Annotated in this window: 11 protein-coding genes; 3 read left to right on the plus strand and 8 right to left on the minus strand. The window is 73.3% G+C overall.

From position 1 onward, the window contains the following. Positions 1 to 189: 189 nt before the first annotated feature. The 3 genes from QFZ64_RS26200 to QFZ64_RS26210 all read left to right on the plus strand — a co-directional run bounded on the left by QFZ64_RS26200 (position 190) and on the right by QFZ64_RS26210 (position 4847). Positions 190 to 1104 carry a lysophospholipid acyltransferase family protein gene (locus QFZ64_RS26200; RefSeq protein WP_307069752.1) on the plus strand — a complete coding sequence of 305 codons (915 nt, stop codon included), beginning with the start codon at positions 190 to 192 and terminating at the stop codon, positions 1102 to 1104. A 190-nt stretch (positions 1105 to 1294) separates the two neighbouring features. After that, positions 1295 to 3361 carry an APC family permease gene (locus QFZ64_RS26205; protein WP_307069754.1) on the plus strand — a complete coding sequence of 689 codons (2067 nt, stop codon included), beginning with the start codon at positions 1295 to 1297 and terminating at the stop codon, positions 3359 to 3361. Between the two features lie 157 nt (positions 3362 to 3518). Next, the gene (locus tag QFZ64_RS26210) at positions 3519 to 4847 is read left to right on the plus strand and encodes a class I SAM-dependent RNA methyltransferase (protein WP_307069757.1); all 1329 of its coding nucleotides are present in this window, start codon (positions 3519 to 3521) and stop codon (positions 4845 to 4847) included. 541 nt (positions 4848 to 5388) lie between these two features. Here the strand turns inward: QFZ64_RS26210 and QFZ64_RS26215 are convergent. The 8 genes from QFZ64_RS26215 to QFZ64_RS26250 form a co-directional block, all read right to left on the minus strand. Further along, entirely contained in the window at positions 5389 to 5943 is a 555-nt protein-coding gene (locus QFZ64_RS26215) for an NADPH-dependent FMN reductase (RefSeq protein ID WP_307069759.1), read from the minus strand. A 321-nt stretch (positions 5944 to 6264) separates the two neighbouring features. After that, complete coding sequence (locus QFZ64_RS26220) at positions 6265 to 7458, minus strand: cytochrome P450 (protein ID WP_307069762.1); 1194 nt, start codon at positions 7456 to 7458, stop codon at positions 6265 to 6267. A gap of 45 nt (positions 7459 to 7503) precedes the next feature. Further along, a complete protein-coding gene (locus QFZ64_RS26225) occupies positions 7504 to 7779 on the minus strand; it encodes an acyl carrier protein (RefSeq protein WP_307069764.1) in 276 nt (91 codons plus the stop codon). A gap of 20 nt (positions 7780 to 7799) precedes the next feature. After that, the gene (locus QFZ64_RS26230; RefSeq protein WP_307069766.1) at positions 7800 to 9554 is read right to left on the minus strand and encodes an acyl-CoA dehydrogenase family protein; all 1755 of its coding nucleotides are present in this window, start codon (positions 9552 to 9554) and stop codon (positions 7800 to 7802) included. Beyond that, a complete protein-coding gene (locus QFZ64_RS26235) occupies positions 9551 to 11233 on the minus strand; it encodes an acyl-CoA dehydrogenase family protein (RefSeq protein ID WP_307069768.1) in 1683 nt (560 codons plus the stop codon). The genes QFZ64_RS26230 and QFZ64_RS26235 overlap by 4 nt, the downstream gene beginning before the upstream one ends. After that, positions 11230 to 12987 carry a fatty acyl-AMP ligase gene (locus tag QFZ64_RS26240; protein WP_307069770.1) on the minus strand — a complete coding sequence of 586 codons (1758 nt, stop codon included), beginning with the start codon at positions 12985 to 12987 and terminating at the stop codon, positions 11230 to 11232. Before QFZ64_RS26240 ends, QFZ64_RS26235 begins: the two co-directional genes overlap by 4 nt. After that, positions 12984 to 14687, minus strand: coding sequence for a thioester reductase domain-containing protein (locus QFZ64_RS26245; RefSeq protein ID WP_307069772.1), 1704 nt, complete (start codon positions 14685 to 14687; stop codon positions 12984 to 12986). Before QFZ64_RS26245 ends, QFZ64_RS26240 begins: the two co-directional genes overlap by 4 nt. 5 nt (positions 14688 to 14692) lie before the next feature. Next, on the minus strand, positions 14693 to 21925 hold the full coding sequence (locus QFZ64_RS26250) for a non-ribosomal peptide synthetase (protein ID WP_307069774.1): 7233 nt from the start codon (positions 21923 to 21925) through the stop codon (positions 14693 to 14695). Positions 21926 to 21998 lie beyond the last annotated feature (73 nt).

A 21998-nucleotide genomic window follows, 5' to 3' on the forward strand; every position in this document is an offset into this window, starting at 1 on the left:
TGCGGGTTCGCCTACGAGCCCACGGACCTACAAGCCCACGGACCTACGAGCCCACGGACCTACGAGCCCACGAACCTACGAGCCCACGAAACCTACGAGCCCACGGGTCCCGGACCCCGGGCCCGCGCCGGACCAGTAACCCTGCCGCCCCCGATACCGACACGGACACCGACCCGAGAAGAGGCATGCGTGACCGGAGCCAATCCGTTCGAATCCCCCGAGCCCGAGCCCGAGGCCCCCCAGCCCGAGCCCTCGCTCACCGCCGACCTGCTGCGCGAGTTCCTCGCCGCCGGCAGCGACGCGCTGGCACGGCTGGCCTCCGACGACGGCGCCGTCGACGACTTCGGCTTCGACCCCGACCTCACCGACGAGCTGATCATGCCCCTCCTCCGGCCGCTCTACGAGAAGTACTTCCGGGTCGACGTGGAGGGGCTGGAGCACGTCCCGGCCGAGGGCGGCGCGCTGCTCGTCGCCAACCATTCCGGCACACTGCCGCTGGACGCGCTCATGCTCCAGGTCGCCCTGCGCGACCACCATCCCGCCCACCGCCGGCTGCGGCTGCTCGCCGCCGACCTCGTCTTCGAGCTGCCGCTGCTCCGCGACGTCGCCCGCAAGGCGGGCCACGTACGCGCCTGCCGGGCCAACGCGACCCGGCTGCTGGACGCCGGGGACCTCGTCGGCGTCATGCCCGAGGGCTACAAGGGCCTCGGCAAGCCGTACGAGGAGCGTTACCGGCTGCGCCGCTTCGGCCGGGGCGGCTTCGCCGCGGTGGCGCTGCGCACGGGCCGGCCCCTCGTGCCGTGCGCGATCGTCGGCGCCGAGGAGACGTACCCGATGATCGGCGAGTCCCGTACCCTCGCGCGGCTGCTGAACCTGCCGTACTTCCCGATCACGCCGACCTTCCCGCTGCTGGGCGTGCTCGGCCTGGTCCCGCTGCCGAGCAAGTGGACCATCCGCTTCGGTGCGCCGATCACCGTGGACGGCTTCCCCGAGAACGCCGCCGACGACCCGCGGACGGTGGAGAAGCTCGCCCGCGAGGTGAAGGACACCATCCAGCACTCCCTGAACGAGTTGCTCGCCCACCGTCAGTCGCCGTTCGGCTGAGGCCGAGCCCCGCCCGCACCCGTTCCCATGGCCCTCTTCCCGGATCCCCGGCAAGATTCCGTTAAGAATTCGCCGCCGGTCGTTCCGGGCACAGGGCCGTTCTCCTGCGGGAATCGGCGATCCGCCGCCCTCGACACGATGGGGGTGGCGGGTGGGCGCCCCCGTGTTCGAACCCTTAACATCCCCTGTTGTGTCCAAACTGACCGACGTGCCCAAACGCATCCTCATCGGGCGCGCACTGCGCAGCGACCGGCTCGGAGAAACGCTCCTGCCGAAGCGCATCGCACTCCCCGTGTTCGCCTCCGACCCGCTCTCCTCCGTCGCCTATGCGCCGGGGGAGGTGCTGCTGGTCCTCTCCATCGCGGGCGTGTCGTCGTACCACTTCAGTCCCTGGATCGCGGCCGCGGTCGTCGTCCTGATGTTCACCGTGGTGGCGTCCTACCGGCAGAACGTGCACGCGTACCCCAGCGGCGGCGGCGACTACGAGGTGGCCACCACCAACCTCGGCCCGAAGGCCGGCCTGACCGTCGCCAGCGCCCTGCTCGTCGACTACGTCCTCACGGTCGCCGTGTCGATCGCCTCCGGCATCGAGAACCTCGGCTCCGCGATCCCGTTCGTCGTCGAGCACAAGGTGATCTGCGCGGTCGTCGTGGTGGTCCTGCTCACGCTGATGAACCTGCGCGGGGTGAAGGAGTCGGGCAAGCTCTTCGCGATCCCGACGTACGTCTTCGTCGGCGGCGTCTTCATCATGATCGTGTGGGGCGCGTTCCGGGGCCTGATCCTGGGCGACACCATGCGGGCACCGACGGCCGGCTTCCACATCCGGGCCGAGCACTCGGGTCTGTCCGGGTTCGCCCTGGTCTTCCTGCTGCTGCGGGCCTTCTCCTCCGGCTGTGCCGCGCTGACCGGCGTCGAGGCCATCTCCAACGGCGTCCCCGCCTTCCGCAAGCCCAAGTCGAAGAACGCGGCGACGACGCTCGCGATGATGGGCCTCCTCGCGGTCACCATGTTCTGCGGGATCATCGCGCTGGCCATGGTCACCAAGGTCCGCATGGCCGAGAACCCGGCCGCCGACCTGATCCGGGGCGGCTCGCCGGTCGGCTCCTCCTTCGTGCAGGACCCGGTGATCTCCCAGGTCGCCGAGGCCGTCTTCGGCAACGGCAGCTTCCTGTTCATCGTGCTGGCCGCGGCCACCGCGCTGGTGCTGTTCCTCGCCGCGAACACCGCGTACAACGGCTTCCCGCTGCTGGGCTCGATCCTCGCCCAGGACCGCTACCTGCCGCGCCAGCTCCACACCCGCGGCGACCGGCTCGCCTTCTCCAACGGCATCGTGCTGCTCGCGGGCGCGGCGACGCTGCTCCTCATCATCTACGGGGCCGACTCCACCCGGCTGATCCAGCTCTACATCGTCGGCGTCTTCGTCTCCTTCACGCTCAGCCAGATCGGCATGGTCCGGCACTGGAACCGGCATCTGCGCACCGAGAAGGACCAGCTCAAGCGGCGCCACATGATCCGCTCCCGTGCGATCAACACCTTCGGCGCCTTCTTCACCGGCCTGGTGCTCGTCGTCGTCCTGGCCACCAAGTTCAGCCACGGCGCCTGGGTGGCGCTGCTCGGCATGTGCATCTTCTACGTGACGATGACGGCGATCCGTAAGCACTACGACCGGGTCGCCGACGAGATCGCCGCCCCCGAGGACGAGGTGCCCAGGGACGACATGGTCCGGCCCAGCCGGGTCCACTCCGTCGTCCTGATCTCCAAGATCCACCGGCCCGCGCTGCGTGCCCTGGCCTATGCCAAACTGCTGCGCGCCGACAGCCTGGAGGCCCTCAGCGTCAACGTCGACGCGACGGAGACCAAGGCGCTGCGCGCCGAGTGGGAACGGCGCGGCATCGACGTCCCCCTCAAGATCCTCGACTCGCCCTACCGCGAGGTGACCCGGCCGGTCATCGACTACGTCAAGAGCCTGCGCAAGGAGTCCCCGCGCGACGCGGTGTCGGTGATCATCCCGGAGTACGTGGTGGGTCACTGGTACGAGCACCTGCTGCACAACCAGAGCGCGCTGCGGCTCAAGGGCCGGCTGCTGTTCACGCCGGGTGTCATGGTGACCTCGGTGCCGTACCAGCTCCAGTCCTCCGAGGCGGCGAAGCTGCGGGCCCGCAGGCGCCAGGAGTGGAACGCGCCGGGCGCGGTCCGCCGGGGTCCGGCGGAGCACCGGGACGCTCACCACCACCGGGAGGCCGGCAGCAAGCGCTGAGGGCGGGGCAGGGCGGTCCGGTCCGGGCCGGGCCGGCTGGGGCCGAGAGGCGTGGGCAGCCACCCCGGGCACGTAGACTGGTGGGCTGTTGCCCACCGGCGGACGGACGCGTGCCGCCCCTCCGCACCCCCTCTTGATCATCTGGAGTACTCCCCCCATGCAGGCAGAACCGAGGAAGTCGCTGGTGGGACAGGAGTACGAGGTCGAGGTCGGCCCCGTCGCCCACGGCGGCCACTGCATCGCCCGCACGGCCGAGGGGCAGGTCCTCTTCGTCCGGCACACGCTCCCCGGCGAGCGGGTCGTGGCCCGGGTGACCGAGGGCGAGGAGGGCGCCCGCTTCCTGCGCGCGGACGCGGTGACCGTGCTGGAGGCGTCCAAGGACCGCATCGACGCCCCCTGCCCCTACGCCGGCCCCGGCCTCTGCGGCGGCTGCGACTGGCAGCACGCCAAGCCGGGCGCCCAGCGGCGGCTCAAGGCCGACGTCATCGCCGAACAGCTCCAGCGGTTGGCCGGGCTCACCCCGGAGGAGGCCGGCTGGGACGGCACGGTGCTGCCCGCCGAGGGCGACAAGCTCCCCGCGGGCGAGGTCCCGGCCTGGCGCACCCGGGTGAGTTACGCGGTCGACCCCTCCGGACGGGCGGGCCTGCGCCGCCATCGCTCGCACGAGGTCGAGCCGATCGAACACTGCATGATCGCCGCGCCCGGCGTGAGTGAACTGGGCATCGAGCGCCGGCAGTGGCCCGGAATGGACTCCGTCGAGGCGATCGCGGCGACCGGTTCCCAGGACCGCCAGGTCGTCCTCACCCCGAAGCCGGGGGCGCGGCTGCCCCTGGTGGAGCTGGACCGCCCGGTCTCCGTCCTCCGGGTCGACGAACGCTCCGGTGGCGTGCACCGCGTCCACGGCCGCCCCTTCGTGCGCGAACGCGCCGACGGCCGCACCCACCGGGTCGGCGCCGGCGGCTTCTGGCAGGTCCACCCCAAGGCCGCCGACACCCTCGTCGCGGCCGTGATGCAGGGCCTCCTCCCACGCAAGGGCGACACCGCGCTCGACCTGTACTGCGGAGTGGGTCTCTTCGCGGGCGCGCTGGCCGACCGGGTCGGCGAGAAGGGCGCCGTCCTCGGTATCGAGTCGGGCAAGCGCGCGGTGGAGGACGCCCGGCACAACCTCGCCGAGTTCGACCGCGTCCGCATCGAGATGGGCAAGGTCGAGGCCGCGCTGCCGCGCACGGGCATCACCGAGGCCGACCTGATCGTCCTCGACCCGCCCCGCGCCGGCGCCGGCCGCAAGACCGTGGAGCACCTGTCCTCGCTGGGCGCCCGCCGCATCGCCTACGTCGCCTGCGACCCGGCCGCCCTCGCACGTGACCTCGCGTACTTCCGCGAGGGCGGCTACCGGGTGCGGTCGCTGCGGGCGTTCGATCTGTTTCCGATGACGCACCATGTGGAGTGCGTCGCCATCCTCGAACCGGCCGCGAAGGGCGCCTGACCCACGGTTTTCCCGAGTGGGAGGCATCCGACATCGCCTCGGCGAGGTTCGGGTCCGCGTCATCGAGTGCACGGCATCGCCGATGCGTGAGCCGGATGCGTGCGATGCGGTCCGTCCGGGGGCGGGCGGAAGTGGACGCGTGACGCGCGAGGCGCGGTGCGGCGGCTTTCAGGGGCGCGCCCGGCGCGGGGCCGGAACCCCTGGGCCAGGGACGGTGCTGATCCGGGCGGTGCGCGCAGCCCGGCGCAGTCGTCCCGCATCACCCGGGTGTTACGCGGCCGGGGAGGGGCGCAATGCGCCGGTTTCCTTCATGTGTTGGGCGTACAGGCCGAACTCACCCGGTTCCGGCCCGCACTCTCCCGCCGTGAAGCCGGCCTCTTCCCGAGACGGAGTCCGAAGCGGATGCCGCAGCAGAGGAGGACTCTTCCGATCGCGCCGAGCCCATCGTGCCCGGGACGGGAAAGGCGGAGAAGGGAACTCCTGTGCCGGCCCTTCGAAGGGAACGAGGGTGTCCCCGTGGCGAATGGGGACACCCTCCGGGTCAGGCGAAGGTGCCGTTGTTTTCGCGTGCCTCGGCCGCAGCGCCGGCGAGGTCGTCCAGGAGGGCACGCAGGGCGGTGACGGTCGGCTCGTCCGTGACCCTGCCGTCCGTGAACTTCCGTGCGGCCTGCGGGATGCGCAGCTGCTGGGGGATCACCCGGACCCCCATCACGGCGAGGGTCTGCGACAGCCAGGCCCTGGCGTTGTCACCGCCGGTGATCGCGGTGGACGCGCTGACCAGGGCCACCGGCTTGGCGGCGATCTCACCTCCCCCGACCAGCCACTCCAGCGCGTTCTTCAGCACGCCGGAAGTGCCGTGGGCGTACTCGGGGCTCGCGATGAGCACACCGTCGCACGCGTCGACCGCCGCACGCAGTTCGACCACGACGCCGGGCAGCGCGGACTCCTCCACCTCGGCGTTGAAGAAGGGCAGGCGGCCGAGGTCCGGCCACACGACGAGTTCCCGCGGGGCGACGGTCAGATCCACCGCCGTGCGCAGCACGGAGGCATTGAACGAGCCCGATCGCAGACTTCCGCACAGACCGAGAATTCTCATGTTGATCAACCTACGTTCCTGGAGGTCACCGGCAGTAAGGAATGCGCTCGGGAGACGGTGGAGGGACGGAAGGACGGCTCACCGTCCAGGGCCGGTACGGGCAGTTTCGCGCACACCGGCGGCACCGCGACGCGCGCCTGCGGGCGTGCACGCGGCGCCCCCCGGGCAGGGTGACGCGGTGTGCCCGCCCCCTCCTCGTGCGGCGTGGCGTACGCCGGGTGGGGGTGGGCGACGGACCCGGGGGTGAACAGGGGGTCGGCGGTGCGGGGACAGGCGGTCACGGAAGGTCCGTTCGGGAGGCGGGCGGTCGGCGCGGGCGGGTCACCAGGTGACGGGGAGTTCGCGGACGCCGTAGAGCACCATGTCGTGGCGGAACGGCAGTTCGTCGAGAGCCCGTGCCGGGCGCAGCCCGGGCAGCCGTTCGAGCAGGCCGCCGAAGACCTCGGTGAGTTCGACGCGGGCAAGGGTGGCTCCGACGCACTTGTGGAAACCGTGGCCGAAGGCGAGGTGTTTGCCGTTGTTCACGCGGCGGATGTCGAAGGTGTCGGCGTCCTCGAACACGGTCTCGTCGCGGTTGGCGGCGTTCAGCATCACCAGGACGCCGTCCCCGGCCCGGATCAGCTGGTCGCCGACGACCACGTCCTCGGTGACACCGCGCGGCAGTCCCGCGTGGTTGATGGACAGGTACCGCAGCATCTCCTCCACGGCGCCCGGCAGCAGCGCGTCGTCGCGCCTCAACGCGTCCAGCTGGTCGGGGTGTTCGAAGAGAGTGACCGTGCCGATACCGATCATCTGGGCCATGGTGTCGTAGCCGCCGAGCAGCAGCAGGGCGGCCATGCCGACGAGTTCCTCGTGGGTGAGGCCGCCGTCGGCGGAACGGGCGACCATGCGCCCGAACAGGTCCTCGGACGGCTTCTCCTCCTTGGCGGTGACCAGCCGGTCGAAGTAGCCCATGAGCTCGCCGGCCGCCCGCACCGCCTGTTCGGGGGTGCTCGTGCGGTCCAGGACGGTGTCGGTGAGCGACACGAACAGGACGTGGTCCTCGAAGGGGACGCCGAGGATCTCGCAGATGGTCATGGCGGCCATGGGCAGCGCGAACTCACGGACCAGATCGCCCGATCTGCGGCCGTCGGCACTCATGCGGTCGACCAGTCCGTCGAGGACGCGGCGCATCGTGGGCCGCAGCGCCTCCATCTGGTTGATCAGGAACTCCCGCGTCACCGTGCGGCGCAGCCGTCCGTGGTCCGGAGGGTCGGCCTGCATGAAGAAGCCCGCCGGCGGGGGCACGTCTCCGGTGACATAGGTGGGGAATCCGGGCGTGCGGGGGTCCGAGCTGAAGGCACGGTGGGTGAGCACGGCCCGCACGTCCTCGTGGCGGGTGACGATCCAGGCGGTGTCCCCGCGAGGCGTACGCACCTGGAAGACCGGGCGTTCGGCGCTGAGAGCGCGGTACTGGGGCGGTGGGTCGAGCGGGTGCTCGCGCGGCATCGGGAATTCGGGCAGGACGGCGGTCATCGCGGTGGCTCCGGGTGTGGTGGCGGGACGTGGGGGGCGGACGGTTCAGCGCGTGGCGATCAGCGGCAGCAGGGCGTCGGCGAGCGGGGCGAGGGAGGTGTTGTCCCACATGACGGTCGGCTCCACCTCGATGCCGTAGCGGTCCTCGATCTCGGCGCACATGCCGAGCACGTACACCGAGTCCAGGCCGTACTCGCTGAGCGGGACGTCGGGGGCGATCTCCTCGGCCGGGCGGCCGGTCTGGGCCGCCACCCGGCCGCGCAGCCACTCGACGAGCTCGGTGGCAGCCGACTGCGGGGTCTCGGCGGTGATGTCGGACATGGTTCTCTCCTGGCGGCGGTTCAGGCCCCGGTGGGGCGGCTGTCGAGATCGAAGGTGAGGCCGGCGTCGAAGCGCCGGAGGAGTTCGGCGTGCAGCGGCTCGGCGAGGTGACGCGGCAGGGGCTCGCGGTGGTGGTCGAGGTGAGTGCCGAGCCGGTGCAGAAGGGCGAGCGGGACGGCCGGGTCCGCGGCGCCGGGCGTGGTCCCGTCCGGGCGGCACCACCAGGTGTTCAGGCACGCCGACGCGGCCAGTACGCCGGTCCAGCGGGTGGTGAGGCCGAAGGCGTACGGGGGAGCGTCGGGCCCGATGAGGGCGGGGGCGAGGCCGGCCGCGTCCACGGTCAGCGCCGCCAGTTCCGCGCACCAGGCGCGGCCGGACGCCGTGAGGGGGTCGTCGGTGTCCGCGGCCTCGGTGGCGGTGACGAGCGAGCGGGCCAGCGGATCGCGCCCGGCGGCCGAGACGGTGAGGTCGGCGAAGCGCAGCCCGGGCAGCGGCCGGCCGGTGCGGAAGGTGTCCGCGGGCAGCGGGGCTGCGGCGTCGGCCCGCCAGCCGCGGCGCGCGGTGAGCGGCAGCTGCGGGAGCAGTGCGGACTGGCAGGAGACCCGGGAGGCATGCCCGAAAGCCGACGGCTGGACGTCCCGCAGCAGTTTCTGGAAGAGCGGCTGCTCGCCGTCGCGCAGGTAGAACTGCGAGCCGAGCAGCTCCGACAGACGGCTCACGGCACGGATCAGAACTGTCGGTACGAAGGCCTTGACGGCGCTCGCGTAGACGCCCGTCTGCGCCGGCGCCGTGTGTGCGGCCCGGGCGGCGACCATGGTGAAGGTGTCCGCGAGCAGCAGGTCGGCGAAAACCTCCGTGAGGATCGACCGGGACAGCGGCAGATCGGCCGCGGGGCCGCCGTAGAGGGTGCGTCCGCGTACGCCGCGCAGGGCGGTGCGCAGGGCGGTGTCGAGCAGGCCGATGGTCATGCCGGGCAGGGCGATGCGGGTGAGCTGGAAGGAGCGCAGGGCGGTCTCCACGCCCTGTCCCGGGCGGCCGACGACGCTGCCGTCGGGTACCGGGCAGTCGGTGAACTCGATGCCTCCGAGCTGCACGCCGCGCATGCCCACGGTGGTGAACCGGTCGAGGTGCCGTACGGCCCCGGCGGGCAGGTCCTCGGTGTCCAGGAGCAGCTGGGAGTGGCTGCGGCTGCCCCGGGCCGGATCGGTGCGGGCGAAGAGGACCATGGTCTCGGCCCGCCGCAGGTTGGCCACGACCTCCTTGCGGCCGTTGAGACGGAGCCGGCCGTCGGCTCCGGGCAGGGCGGTGAGACCGGCCCGGGTGAAGTCGTTGCCGTGGTCGAGCTCGTGGTAGGCGCAGGACGCCCGGCCGCCGGACAGCAGTCGCCGGGCGAGAAGGGCGCGTTGCTCGGCGCTGCCCGCCGTCCACACGTTGACGGCGGCCATGAAGGAGCCGGCGCCGTAGCCGAGACCCAGGCAGGGGTCGCGCCGGTAGACGGCCCGCATGACGCGGACGAGGTCGTCGAGCCGGCTGAGACGGCCGCCCAGCTCCGTGGGGACGAAGTGGGCATTCAGTCCGTAAGAGGTCAACAGCTCCTCTCCGGCAGGAAGCATCTCGCCGCTGTCGTCGGCGGCGAGGACTGCGGCGCGGCCGACCGGGTTCGCCGGGTCACCGGCGTCCGCGAAGAGCCTCTCCAGGTGGTCGGTGGCCTCATCGGTGGCAGGCCTGTCCACCGGCCACGGGCCGGGCTCGTGCACCCTGCTCGCCGAGGTCATGCCATCAGCTCCTTCGCCGGTCGCGAGAGCGTCGCCGCTGTCGGCTCGTACGCCTCCTGCGGTGCCTCGTGGCCCGGGCGCAGCAGTTCCAGGGCCCTTTCGAGGGCGGCTGTGAGGAGGGTGACGCGCTCTGGGTCGCCGGGGTCCGCGAGCAGCAGGTGGGCGGCCGCGGCGCCCGCGTAGCAGCGTTCGTAGCGACGGGCGGTCTCGAACGCCTCGGGGGGTGTGTCGCGGCCGGCCGGGTACGGGCCCGCCATGGCGTCCGCGACCGCGGCCGACTCCTCGGCCAGGGCCCCGGCCAGGTCGTGGACCCGCTCCGGTACGGTGCCGGCGGCGGCGAGCGCGGAGAGCCGGCCGGCGGCGGCGGGCAGCGCCTGCACCACGCTGCAGCCGGTACGGCTCGTCAGGCGCAACGCCCCGAAGTCGAGCGGCGGGAGCGGTCCCGCGGAAACGGCGGTGGCGAGACCCGCGTTGTCGTGCCCGCCGGTGGTCATCCGGCGGGCAAGCAGGGGGAACTGGCTGATCAGCGCGGAGCGGTTCACCGCGGTGCTGCCGTCGAAGATGGCGACGACACGGTGGTCGCGTTCGAGTTTCTGGAAGCGGCCGTGCTCGTAGTGGTCGGTCAGGAAGCCACGCGCGCCGATGAGTTCGGCGAGGTCGTCGATGGCCGACTGGACGAGGTCCGGCACACCGGCCTTGACGACCGCCGACACCACGCTCATCTCCCCGGTCAGGCAGTGGGCCGAGCGCGCCGACAGCAGCGAGGCGGCGTCGGCGAGCGCGAGCGAGGCCGCCGCCCGTCCGAGCACCCGGCGGGCCAGCGGGAGCCGTGACAGGACGGTGCCGTGCAGGGCGCGCCCGGCCGCGAACCCGTGGGCCAGCCGCAGCGCGTGTTCCCCGGCGCCCAGCGACAGGGAGGTGCAGACGGTCCTGGTCAGCTGGAGGGAGCGCAGGACGATCTCCAGGCCGTCGCCGGCCCGGCCGGTCAGGGCGTCCTCGGGGACCCGCGCGCCCTCGAAGCGGACGCCGCTGATGTCGGCGCCCCGGACGCCGTGCGTGGGCTCCTTGGGCAGGGGGCGCCAACTGCCCGGCGCCAGCCCCTGCTTGTCGACGAGGAACAGGCTGAACCCGCGCGGTCCGCCCTCGGACGCGGTACGGGCCAGCACCGAGACGAGGCGACCCCGGGTGGCGTTGTTGACGGGCCACTTGACGCCGTCGAGCCGCCAGCCCCCGTCCGGCGCGGGCACGGCGGTCAGCTCGCCGGCCAGCAGGTCGCTGCCGTGCCCGGGTTCGGTCAGCCCCCAGGACACCACCGCGCCGTCGAGGATCTCGGCGGCGAGATCCCGACGCTGGTCGTCCCGGCCGGCCACCCAGGTCGGAACCGAGCCCAGGAAGGTCTTGCCGTGCGCGACGGCGACGGTCACGTCCCGGCGGGCCACCGCGCGCAGCGCCGCGACCAGCTCGGGCAGGCCGCCGGGTGCGCCGCCCAGTGCGGCCGGCACGTAGGCACGGGCGATGCCGCAGGCGTCCAGGACCGCGCAGGCCTCGGCGGGGAATTCCTCCCGGGCGTCCAGCCGGGCACTGGTCGCCGGGTGGAACGGCCCGTCCGCCGCGGCGTCCATGGCGGTCTCCAGGATGCCGGGCAGACCGGTCGGCCAGTCCGCCGCGCCGCCGCTCACGCGGGTTCCCCGTTCACCAGCGCGTCCACCACCGGTTCCAGGTGGGCGTGGACGGGGGTGAGGACGCCGTCGAGGAACAGCCGGCGCATCTCGCCGCGCTGCACCTTGCCGCTGGTGGTCTTGCGGACCGACCCGGGCCTGAGCAGGACCAGGCCGGCCGTACGCACCCCGAACTCCTGGTAGACCGTGGTGCGCATGTCCCGGGCCAGCTCCTCGTACTGCTCCTCGGTGAACCGGCCGCGGACCTCGTGCAGCACGACGATCTCCTCCCGCGGCACGGACACGGTGAACGCGGTGCCGGCCAGCGTGGCGAGCGCGGGGTGCCGGAGCCGCAGTTCGTGCTCGATGTCCTGCGGGTAGAGGTTGCGGCCGTGCACGATCAGCAGGTCCTTGCTGCGTCCGGTCACATAGATCTCACCGTCCTGCAAGGCGCCCAGGTCGCCCGTACGCAGGAACGGTCCTTCGCCTTCGGCGGTACGGGCGCCGAAGGTCTGCTCGGTGGCGTCCGGCCGGCCCCAGTAGCCCGTGGCCACGCTGGGACCGCGCAGCCAGATCTCCCCCGTGGTGCCGTCGGGCAGTACCGTGCCGTCGTCCGGGTCCACGATCCGCACGTCGAGGTCCGGCACGTTCCCGCAGCCCACCAGTTCGCGGACCGGTCCCCCGGGCGGTGGGGGCTGCAGGACGTGCTTCTCCAGGGCGTCGGAGTCGACGGGGGTGATCCGGGGCGGCCGGCCGGCCAGGCCGGACACGAAGACGGTGGCCTCGGCCATCCCGTAGCAGGGGGCGAGGGCCTCGGCGCGGAATCCGGCAGGGGCGAAGCGCTCGGCGAAGTCGCGCAGGGTGGAGGCCTGGATCGGTTCGGAGCCGTCGGCCGCGAACCGCCACCGGGACAGGTCGAGCCGCTCCAGCTGAGCGTCGGTCACCCGGCGCACGCACAGCTCGTAGGCGAAGTCGGGCGCGGCCGAGTATCCGATGTCGTAGCGGTCGATGAGGCCGAGCCACTGGTGGGGGCGCTTGAGGAACGCCATCGGAGACATGAGTGCGCAGCTGCTGCCGAGGAACAGGCCGGGCAGCAGCTGCCCCATCAGGCCCATGTCGTGGTACAGCGGGATCCAGCCGCCGAAATTGGTGTCCTCGCGCAGCCCGAGGGCGCGGCGCAGGCTGTCGGCGTTGTGCAGCAGATTGCCATGGTCGACCATGACGCCCTTGGGGTCGCCGGTGGACCCGGAGGTGTACTGGAGCAGGACCAGGTCGCGGGCCGCGGCCGAGGGGTCGCGCCAGCTGCCGGCGGCGCCGAAGTCCGCACTGTCGCTGGCCGCCACGGTGAAGCCGAGGCCCTCGGCGTCGATCCAGCGGCGTGCCTCGTCGAGCTGTCCGGTGTCGGTGAGCGCCACGCTCACCCCGGCGTCCAGCGCGATGCCGGTGACCCGGCGCTGCTGGTACCGGAACTGTCCGGGCATCGGCGAGGGCACCGCGATCGTGCCCGCGTACAGGCAGCCCAGGAACGCGGTGACGAAGGGCAGACCCGGCGGGTGCAGCAGCAGGACACGGTCGCCGGGCGCGCAGCGCTCCTGGAGCCAGGAGGCCACGCGCCGGGCCTCCGCGTCGAGTGCCGCGTAGTCGAGGGTGCGGGCGCCGTCGGGCGCGTCGTGGTCGTGGACGAAGGTGACCGCCGCCCGGCCGGGCCGTTCGGCGGCGTGGCGGCGCAGCAGGTGCAGGGCGCTGGGCCCGTCCAGCAGCGAGGAGTCGGTCATGGGGCTGTCCTCTCGGCGCGCGCGGGCAGGAAGCGGGTGGCTTCGAAGTGGTCGAGGTAGCGGCCGACCAGCTCACGCTCGGGTGGCAGGCAGACGATGCCCGAACCGGCCAGCGCCGCCCGCAGGTTGGTGGTGTCGAAGACGGGCCGGCTGCCCCGGTAACCGAGGTCCTCGGCAGGCCGGTCGGAGTCGAACAGGGGCAGGAAGCGCGCGAGTTCGTTCTCCTCGCCCCGTTCGACGGCCCGGGTCAGCTCGGCGTACCAGTCGGCGTACGAGAGCCCGCGCAGCGGGTAACCGCACTCGCCGAGCAGCTCGACCAGCCGGTCCCAGGCGAGCGGATGGCCGCCCGGCAGGTTGAAGGCGGTGCCGTGGCCCCGTCCCCCGAGGGCGATGTGGGCGACCGCCGCGGCGCAGAAGTCGACCGGGGTCATCTCCAGGAACACGTCGAACTCCAGGGCCGCGCCGAGCTGGACGCAGCCTTTGAGGGTGGCGTTGAGGAACGTGTCCTCGGCGCAGGCGCCCGTGGTCTGGGCTCCGGTGATCTGACCGGGCCGGTAGACGCAGGTGGGCAGGCCCCGTTCGTGGGCCTGCGCCATCATGCGGTCGCCGACCCACTTGGTCTGCCGGTACCCGCCGACCACTCCCTCGGGGCCGGCCGCCGCGTCCTCCGCCCAGCGCTGCTCCCCGGGCCGGCCCGGATAGACCGCGAGGGAGGAGATGTAGTGCACCGGCTTGATCCGGTGCCGTGCGGCGAGCCGCAGCACCTCCTGGGTGCCGAGCACGTTGACCGGCTTGAGCCGCCGGTACGGCAGCGCGTAGCTGGACCAGGCACCGTTGTGGACGATCATCTGCACGTCGCGGGCGAGCCGTCGGTAGGTGCCGTGGTCGAGCCCGAAGTAGGGCCGGGCGAGGTCGCCGGGCACCCCGGTGAACCGTTCACCGTCGCCGTCCCGCCACACCCCGTACAGCTCCATCGCCGCCCGGACCCGGTCCGCGGCCTGCCGGGGCGTGTCCGAGCGCACCAGGACGTACAGATGGGCGTCGGACCGGTCGAGCAGCTCACGCATCAGGAACGCCCCGGTGTATCCGGTGCCTCCGGTGAGCAGGACGGTGGTGTACGGCGTCGGCGCCGGCGGGAGTGCGCCGTCCGCCGGTTCGATGTCGGCGGGCAGCACGGCCTCCGCCGCCAGGTCCGCGCCGGCGATCGACCGCGGGTGCCGGCCGCTGTCCGCGGTGGGCGCCGGGCCGTCCTGAGCGCCGAGGTGGCGGGCCAGGCGTTCCGGGGTCGGGTGGTCGAACAGGCCGCGCAGGCTCACCTGGAGGCCGGTCGCCGCACGCAGCCGGGCCGCCATCTGCGCCGCCGCGAGGGAGTCGCCGCCCAGTTCGAAGAAATTGTCCTTCAGGCCGACCTGGCCGACGCCGAGCAGATCTGCCCAGATGCCGGCGAGCTCGATCTCCAGGGGCGTCCGCGGCGCCACGTAGGCGGTGCCGGCACCGTCACCGTCGGGCACCGCGGGCAGCCGGCCGCGGTCCACTTTGCCGTTGGGCAGCTTGGGCAGCTCGGGCAGGACGACGAAACGGGAGGGGACCATCGCCTCCGGCAGCTGGTCGGCGGCGAACTCCCGCAGCCGGGTGCGGAAGGCGGCCCAGGCCGTCTGGGCCAGTGGATCGTTGGCCAGGGGCGGGGTGGATGTGTTCACGGTCCTCACTGCTTCCTCGGCGGCCGGGCCACCGGTTCGGATCCGGTCCGTCGTGCCGCGGGCCGCGTGCCGGGCCGGGGCTCGAGGACGACGTCGAACTCCCCGGTGCCGCCGGACCGCGACGGCAGCAGCCGGGCGGCACGGCCGTGCCGGCCCGCCAGTTCCGCGAGGTCCTCGGGGGCGACGCCCCGGTCGGCCGAGGCCTCCCACAACGCGCGCTCCAGCTCCCACGCGCTTCGGCCGCCGGCCTGCTCGCCGTGCAGCAGGTCCAGTGCGGAAAGGGGACGTACCAGACGTGCGTCGGGCAGGCCGGTGACGGTCAGGGCCCGGTCCGGGGCGGTGCCCTCCAGCAGTTCCGCGAGGGCGTCGAGGCCGGACAGGTCGGTCCAGGGCAGTTGTTTGCCGTCCGCGTCGTCCGGGGCCCGGCCGGGACCGTACAGGGTCACGTCCCAGCGGAACCGGGTCAGCTCGTTGGCCGTGCGGCCGCGCTTGAGCTCGATGCGCAGCCCGAGCCCGGCGTCCTCGGCGAAGTCCTCGAAGAAGCCGGTGGTCAGGCACAGTTCGCGTTCCTCGGCGAGGGCCCGGGCCGAGGCGGCGGCCACCTCCGGGGCCGGGGTCAGCGCGGGTGCCCGGCGCAGCTGGGTGTCCGCGTGGAAGGCGGGCAGCAGCGCCAGGTCCCGGACGTCACCGACGAAGACGGCGCCCTCGGGGCCGGCCACACGCACCGCCTCGGTGAGGACGCGGCGCAGGTAGTCCGGGCCGGGGAAGTACTGCACGACGGAGTTGAACAGCACCAGGTCGGCGCCGGCCTCGGGCAGCTCGGCGAGGGCTGTGGCCTCGGCCTGGCGAAGTGTGATGTGTGGGGGCAGCGCGCCGCCCTCGGCGACCGACGCGGCGGCGGTGGCCAGAGCCGCCGGGGAGAGGTCGAGCCCCAGGTAGGAGCCGGCCCCGGGGGCGAGCCGGCGCAGGTACAGGCCGACGCCGACACCGACGTCCACGATCCTGGCCCCACCGGTCCCGCTCGCCCCGCCGATCCGGCGGATGCGGTCGACGGTGTGCCCGAGCCACTCCCGCATCTCGTGCGCCGGGATGGGCCGCTTGGTGTAGCTGCTGAGCCATCCGGCGAAGTCCCGCGTCTCCTGCGCCGAGGAGCCGGCCGGGACCGGTCCGGTGGGACTCTGCGCGGCGATCGGGGTCCCGGGGACGGCGACGGTCCCGGAGGCCGCCGGGTCCTCGGTGCCGGTGGGACCGTCCGTACCGGGGCCGTACGCCCCCTCCCAGACGTCCCGCCAGCGGTCGACGTGAGCACGCTCGCCGTCGGTGTTCCCGTTCGGCGCCGCCGGAGCCACATAGGCGACGAGTTCCGCCCCGCCGCCCGCGCGCCGCGCGGCGACGACGGCGACGGAGGCGGCCTCGGGGTGCCGGGAGAGGACGCTCTCCACCTCGTCGGGTTCCACCCGGTGGCCGAGGATCTTCACCTGGCGGTCGATCCGGCCGAGGAACTCCAGCAGCCCGTCGGCCCGCCACCGCACCCGGTCCCCGGTGCGGTACCAGCGGCCTCCGGCCGTCGCGACGAACCGCTCGGCCGTCAGCTCGGGCCGGTCCAGGTATCCCTCCGCGACACCGTCGCCGCCGATCCACAGCTCACCGGCGACGCCGATGGGCGCCTCGCGGCCGTTTCCGGTGACGACCCGCACGGCCGTATTGGCGATCGGCCGGCCGATCGGCAGGGCCGCGGCGTGGACGTCCCGTTCGCGGTCGAGTTCGTGGACGGTCGACCAGATGGTCGTCTCGGTCGGACCGTACATGTTGAACACCCGCACCGACGGCAGCGCCGTCAGCAGCCGCCGGGCCAGCCCGGAGGGGAAGGCCTCGCCACCCACCAGCAGGGCCCGCAGCGGCCGCAGCGCGTCGAGCGCCTCCGGCCGGGCGGCCACCGCCGCGAGGAACGACGGGGTGGCCTGCACCAGGGTGACGAGGTGGCGGCCGAGGAGATCCCGCAGGGAGTCCTCGCCGTCGGCCGGGGTGAGCCGCTCGATCATCCGCTCGCCGCCCACGACGACGGTCGCCCCCCGGGTCAGCGGCCACAGCAGTTCGAGCACCGAGATGTCGAACGAGACGCTGGTGAGCGCGAGCACGACATCGTCGGCGCCGAGCCCGATCCGCCGGTCCATGCCGGCGAAGAAGTTGGCGACATTGCGGTGCAGCAGCACCGTCCCCTTGGGGCGGCCGGTGGAGCCGGAGGTGTAGATGACGTACACCGGGTCGTCGGCGCGCGGGCCGTCGTCCAGCGCCCCGGCGGGATGCCCGGCGATCCGCCGCGCATCCCGGCCGAGCCGTACGACGGCGCCCGCGGTCAGGCCCTCCGGTCCGCCGGCCTCGGTCACCAGGCAGTCCAGGGCGGCGTCCTCGGCCATGTGGCGGAGCCGGTCGGCCGGGAACCCGGGGTCCATGGGGACGTACGCGGCGCCCGTGCGGGCGATGGCGAGCAGGGTGACGACGAGGTCGGCCGAGCGCCGTACGCTCACGCCGATCCGACCGCCGCGCCGGGCGCCGTTCGCCCGCAGACGGTGGGCGAGCCGGGCGGCCCGCTCGTCGAGCTCGGCGTAGCTGAGGCGTTCGTGTCCGGCGACGAGCGCGACGGCTCGCGGGGTGGCGGCGATCTGCCGGTCGATCAGCCCGCTGACGGTCGCGCCGGTGTCGTAGGGCACCGCCGTGTCGTTCCAGGCGTCCAGCAGACCCCGTTCGTCCGCGCCGCGCAGCTCGGCGACCGGGATCGCGGCGGGGTCGGTGGCGAGTGCGTCCAGGGCGCGCGCGTAGTAACCGGCCAGGCGGTCGCAGAAGTCGGCTTCCAGCAGGGAGGTGTCGCAGTCCAGCCAGAGCCGCAGCCGGCCGCCCACCGGGTCGACCAGGAAGTTCACGGCGAGCGGGAAGTTGGTCTCCGCGATGCCGAAGCCGTCCTGGATCGCCGCGTCGGAGCCCCACTGCTGATGGAAGTCCATGAAGTTGACGTACGAGTCCAGAGCGAGGTCCGGGTGGTCGCGCAGGACGCGGGCGAACGGGTAGCGGCGGTGCGGCAGCGTGCGCTGCTCGTGCGCGTGGATCCGGTGTGCCAGATCCAGCCAGGAACCGCCGGCCACGGCCAGCCGCAGTGGCAGCGTGTTGAGGAACACGCCGATCGCCCGGTCCCCGCCGTCGTCCTCCAGACGCCCGTGCGTGACGACACCGGTGAGCACCTCGTCCCCCGGCGCCACCGCGTGCAGCACGACGGCGTGGGCGGCGGCCAGCAGAGACTTCGGGGGAAGCCCGGCGGCCCGTGCCGCCTCGACGACCCGGGCCCCGGTCGTCTGCTCCAGCGGGACGTCGAACCGTCGGTGCCGGGCCCCGGCCGGGCGGCCCGCGGTGCGGGTGGGCAGCGGCGTCGGCTCGGCTCCCGCCAGCTCCCGCTCCCAGAAGACGCGGTGCTCCGGCCGCTGTGCCGCCTGCCGTTCCGCGGCGACGAAATCCCGGAAGGTGGAAGGGATCTCGGGCAGGAACAGGTCCTCGTGCGAGAGCGCGGCCCGATAGCGGGCGACGATCTCGTCGAGCATCGCCGCGTCGCTCCAGCCGTCCAGCACCACATGGTGTTCGACCACGCTCAACTGAAACGTGTCCTCGTCCAGCGGGTGGGCGGTGAAGGCCAGCAGCGGGGCCGCGGTCAGGTCGAAGCCGTGGTGCTTGGCCGCGTCGGCCCACTCGGCGAGCCGGGCGTCGCGCTCCCCGGCGGCCGCGCCGCGCAGCGCCTCGTCGACAGCGAAGGGGACGGACACGTCCCGGTGCACCAGCTGGAGCGGTTCACTGAAGCCGGTCAGGTGGAAGGAGCTGCGCAGCGCCGGGTGGCGCCGGACAGTGGCGTCCAGCGCGGCACGCAGCGGCCGCTCGTCGAAGGGCAGCCCGACGCGGATGCTGGTGACCACCCGGTAGACGGACGAGTCCTGCTCGTACTCGGCGTGGAACACCATGCCGGACTGCATGCTGCTGAGCGGATGGGCGTCGTCCAGCCCCCCGGGCAGCAGGTCCCGGTCGGCCGCGGACAGCGAGGAGAAGGGCCGGGTGTCCGGCGCGGCCGGGGTGTACGGCCGGATGCGGCGGGCCAGGGCGCGGACGGTCGGCGCGTCGTACAGGTCCGGCAGGTCGAAGGTGTGCCCGGTGCGTTCCAGGGCGGTCCGCAGCCGGATGCTGAGCAGGGAGTCGCCGCCCAGTGCGAAGAAGGAGGTTTCGAGGCCGACGTGTTCCTTGCCGAGCACCGCCGCGAAGGCGTCGTGGACCCGGCGTTCCGCGGTGTCGCGCGGTCCGGCGCCGTCCGCCCGTCCGGGCGCGTCGGTGTCGCCGGGGGCGGGCAGTGCACGCCGGTCCACCTTGCCGTTGGGCGACAGGGGGAGGGCGTCGAGCAGCACGATCGAGGACGGCACCATGTACTCGGGCAGCCGCGTGGCCAGGGCCGTCGTCAGCGGCTCCGCACCGACGCCGGGGGCCACGGCATGGGCCAGCAGCCGGTGCTGCCCGTCGGCCTGCCTGAGCGCGGTGACCACGGCCTGCTCGACCCCGGGCAGGGCCAGCAGCGCCGACTCGACCTCACCCGGTTCGATGCGGAAGCCGCGGATCTTCACCTGGTGGTCCATCCGGCCGCGGTACTCGACCGTGCCGTCCTCGCGCAGCACGGCCAGGTCCCCGGTGCGGTAGAGCACGCCACCGCCCGGCGTGTACGGGTCGGCGACGAAACGTTCCGCGGTCTGCTCGGGCCGGCCGAGGTAGCCGGCGGCGACCTGGACGCCGCCGATGTGCAGTTCTCCACGGACACCGAACGGCAGTGGTTCGCCGCCCGGATCGAGAACGTACAGGCTGGTGTTGGCGACAGCGCGGCCGATCGGCACCGGCGCCTGCGCGTGCCGTTCGGTGCAGCGCAGGTGGGTGACGTCGATGGAGGCCTCGGTCGGCCCGTAGAGGTTGTACAGGCCGGGGGCGTCGGCCGAGGGCCCGTACACGGCGAAGAACCGGGCCACGGTCTCCGGCCGCAGCGCCTCGCCGCTGCACACCACCCGGCGCAGCCCCGGCAGTCCGGCGGCGTCGGGCTCCGCCAGGAAGAGATCGAGCATCGGCGGCACGAAGTGCAGGGTGGTCACGCCGTGGGTCCGCACGGCGGTGGCCACCGCCCTGGGGTCGCGGTGGGCGCCGGGGGCGAGGAGGTGCAGCCGGGCGCCGACGAGCAGGGGCCAGAAGAACTCCCACACCGACACGTCGAAGGTGAACGGCGTCTTCTGCAGCACGCATTCGCCGGGTTCGAGTGAGTACTCCTCCTGCATCCACAGCAGGCGGTTGACCACGCCGCGGTGCGGCACGGGGACGCCCTTGGGCGTGCCGGTCGAGCCCGAGGTGTAGATGACGTACGCGATGTCCGCGGGACTGCCGGCGGGCAGCGGGCCGTCGGCCGGGGGCAGGGCGGACAGCACCTCGTCGACGGCGATGACCCGCGCGCCGGTGGCGGACAGTGACTCGGCCGTCCGTGCGGTGCTCAGGACGGTGGTGACGGCCGCGTCCTCGATCTGGAAGGCCAGGCGCGCCGCGGGCAGTTCGGGGTCCAGCGGCAGATAGGCGCCTCCGGCCATGAGGACGGCGAGCAGGGAGACGGCCAGGTGCACCGAGCGCTCCTGGTACACGCCGACGATCGTTCCCGGTGCCACGTCCCGCGCGGTGAGGTGGAGGGCGAGCCGGCGCGCGCGGCCGAGCAGTTCACGGTAGGTCAGGCTCGTCGTGCCGTCGGTGGCGGCCACGGCGTCGGGGGTGCGGCGGGCCTGCGCCTCGACCAGTTCGTGCAGCCGGGTGTCCAGGGGGTAGTCGCGTCGGCGCGGGGCGCCCGCGGCGAGCACGGTGCGGCGCTCGTCCTCGGCTATCAACGGCAGTTGCCCCACCGGCAGTTCGGGGTCCGCGAGCGCTGTGCGCAGCAGGGTGAGCAGCCGACGGCTGTGGGCGGCGGGAGCGCCGGCGGAATGCCGCTCGGGGTTGGCATCGGTGTTCAGCCGCACCCGGGTGCCGCGGGCGTCGGAGAAGAAGTCGAAGCGCAGGTCGTCGACCGGGCCGGAGGACAGGTGGTGCGCGGTGCTCGGCACGTCCCCGAAGAACACCTCGGCGTCGAAGGTGACCACGTTCACCGTGGTTCCGGCGAGCGGCTCGCGCCGCCCTTCGGGGAACAGCTCCCGGTGCAGCCGCTCGCCGCGGAAGCGCTGGTGGCTCAGAGCGAGACCGAGTTCTCGTGACACGTCGGCCACCACCTCGGCGAAGGAGGCGGCGCGGGGCACCGCGACGCGCACCGGCAGTTCGTTGGCGAACATGGCCGGGGTGCCGATGGCCGCGCTGCTGGGGCGGGCGGGCAGCGGCACCCGCAGCAGGGTCTCCTCGCTGCTGGTCAGTCTGCTCTGATACGCGGCCACCGCCGCGACGAGCAGTGTGGAGGGGCGGGCCGCCAGCCTCCGGGCGGCGTCCCGCAGCAGTGCGGTGTCGGCCGGCGTGAGATCGGTGGTGCGGCGCAGCAGCCCGCCCTCGGCGCCGGTGTGCCGGTCGCCCAGGCTCACCGGGGCGGGACGGTCCGCGAACCGGCCCAGCCAGTAGGCACGGTCACGTGCGAAGGCGGGCGTGTCCGGGTAGGCCGCGTCCTCGGTGACCAGGTCGCGCAGCGGCAGGCGGCGTACGGCGGGGGGTTCGGTGCCGGCCGTCAGCGCGGTGTACACCGCGGCGACACGGCGGATGTGGACCGTGTGGCCGAGACCGTCCATGAGCACATGGTGGTAGCGCAGGTACAGCAGCCAGCTGTCGGCGGACTCCCGGATGAGTACGTGCCGGACGAGTGGGCCGGCCGTCGGTTCCACCGGCCGGGAGAGGTCGGTGCGCATCCATTCCTCGGCGGCGGCCCGCGGAACATCGGCGGCCGAGAGGTCGAGCACGTCGAGGGGGTTGTTCTCGGCCGGCGGCGGCACGGTCTGGCCGGGGCCGTCGTCGTCGTCGAATCGCACGCGCAGAGCCTCGGCCTCGGTGAGCGCGATCGCCACCGCGCGGTCGAGCCGTCCGGTGTCCACGGGGCCGTGTATCTCCAGATAGCTGGCGCAGTTGTAGCGCGGGTTCGCCGGGCTCAGCCGTTGTGCGGCCCACACGCCCGACTGCGCGGCGGTCAGCGGCAGGCGAATGCCCCGGTCGGCGGCTGGCATGTCGATGTGACTCTCCCCCGTAGGGATCGCTTCGTGGCCCGGTGGATGCACTCCGCGGACCGTTCAAAGCTGC

Origin of the sequence: Streptomyces sp. B3I8 (assembly GCF_030816915.1) — a bacterium.
In the GTDB taxonomy this organism is placed as follows: Bacteria; Actinomycetota; Actinomycetes; order Streptomycetales; family Streptomycetaceae; genus Streptomyces.

Coding starts and splice junctions, on each gene's coding strand:
- QFZ64_RS26240 (WP_307069770.1), bottom strand. CDS start 12,987: ATGACCGACTCCTCGCTGCTGGACGGGCCCAGCGCCCTGCACCTGCTG.
- QFZ64_RS26220 (WP_307069762.1), bottom strand. CDS start 7,458: ATGACCGCCGTCCTGCCCGAATTCCCGATGCCGCGCGAGCACCCGCTC.
- QFZ64_RS26210 (WP_307069757.1), top strand. CDS start 3,519: ATGCAGGCAGAACCGAGGAAGTCGCTGGTGGGACAGGAGTACGAGGTC.
- QFZ64_RS26250 (WP_307069774.1), bottom strand. CDS start 21,925: ATGCCAGCCGCCGACCGGGGCATTCGCCTGCCGCTGACCGCCGCGCAG.
- QFZ64_RS26225 (WP_307069764.1), bottom strand. CDS start 7,779: ATGTCCGACATCACCGCCGAGACCCCGCAGTCGGCTGCCACCGAGCTC.
- QFZ64_RS26215 (WP_307069759.1), bottom strand. CDS start 5,943: ATGAGAATTCTCGGTCTGTGCGGAAGTCTGCGATCGGGCTCGTTCAAT.
- QFZ64_RS26230 (WP_307069766.1), bottom strand. CDS start 9,554: ATGACCTCGGCGAGCAGGGTGCACGAGCCCGGCCCGTGGCCGGTGGAC.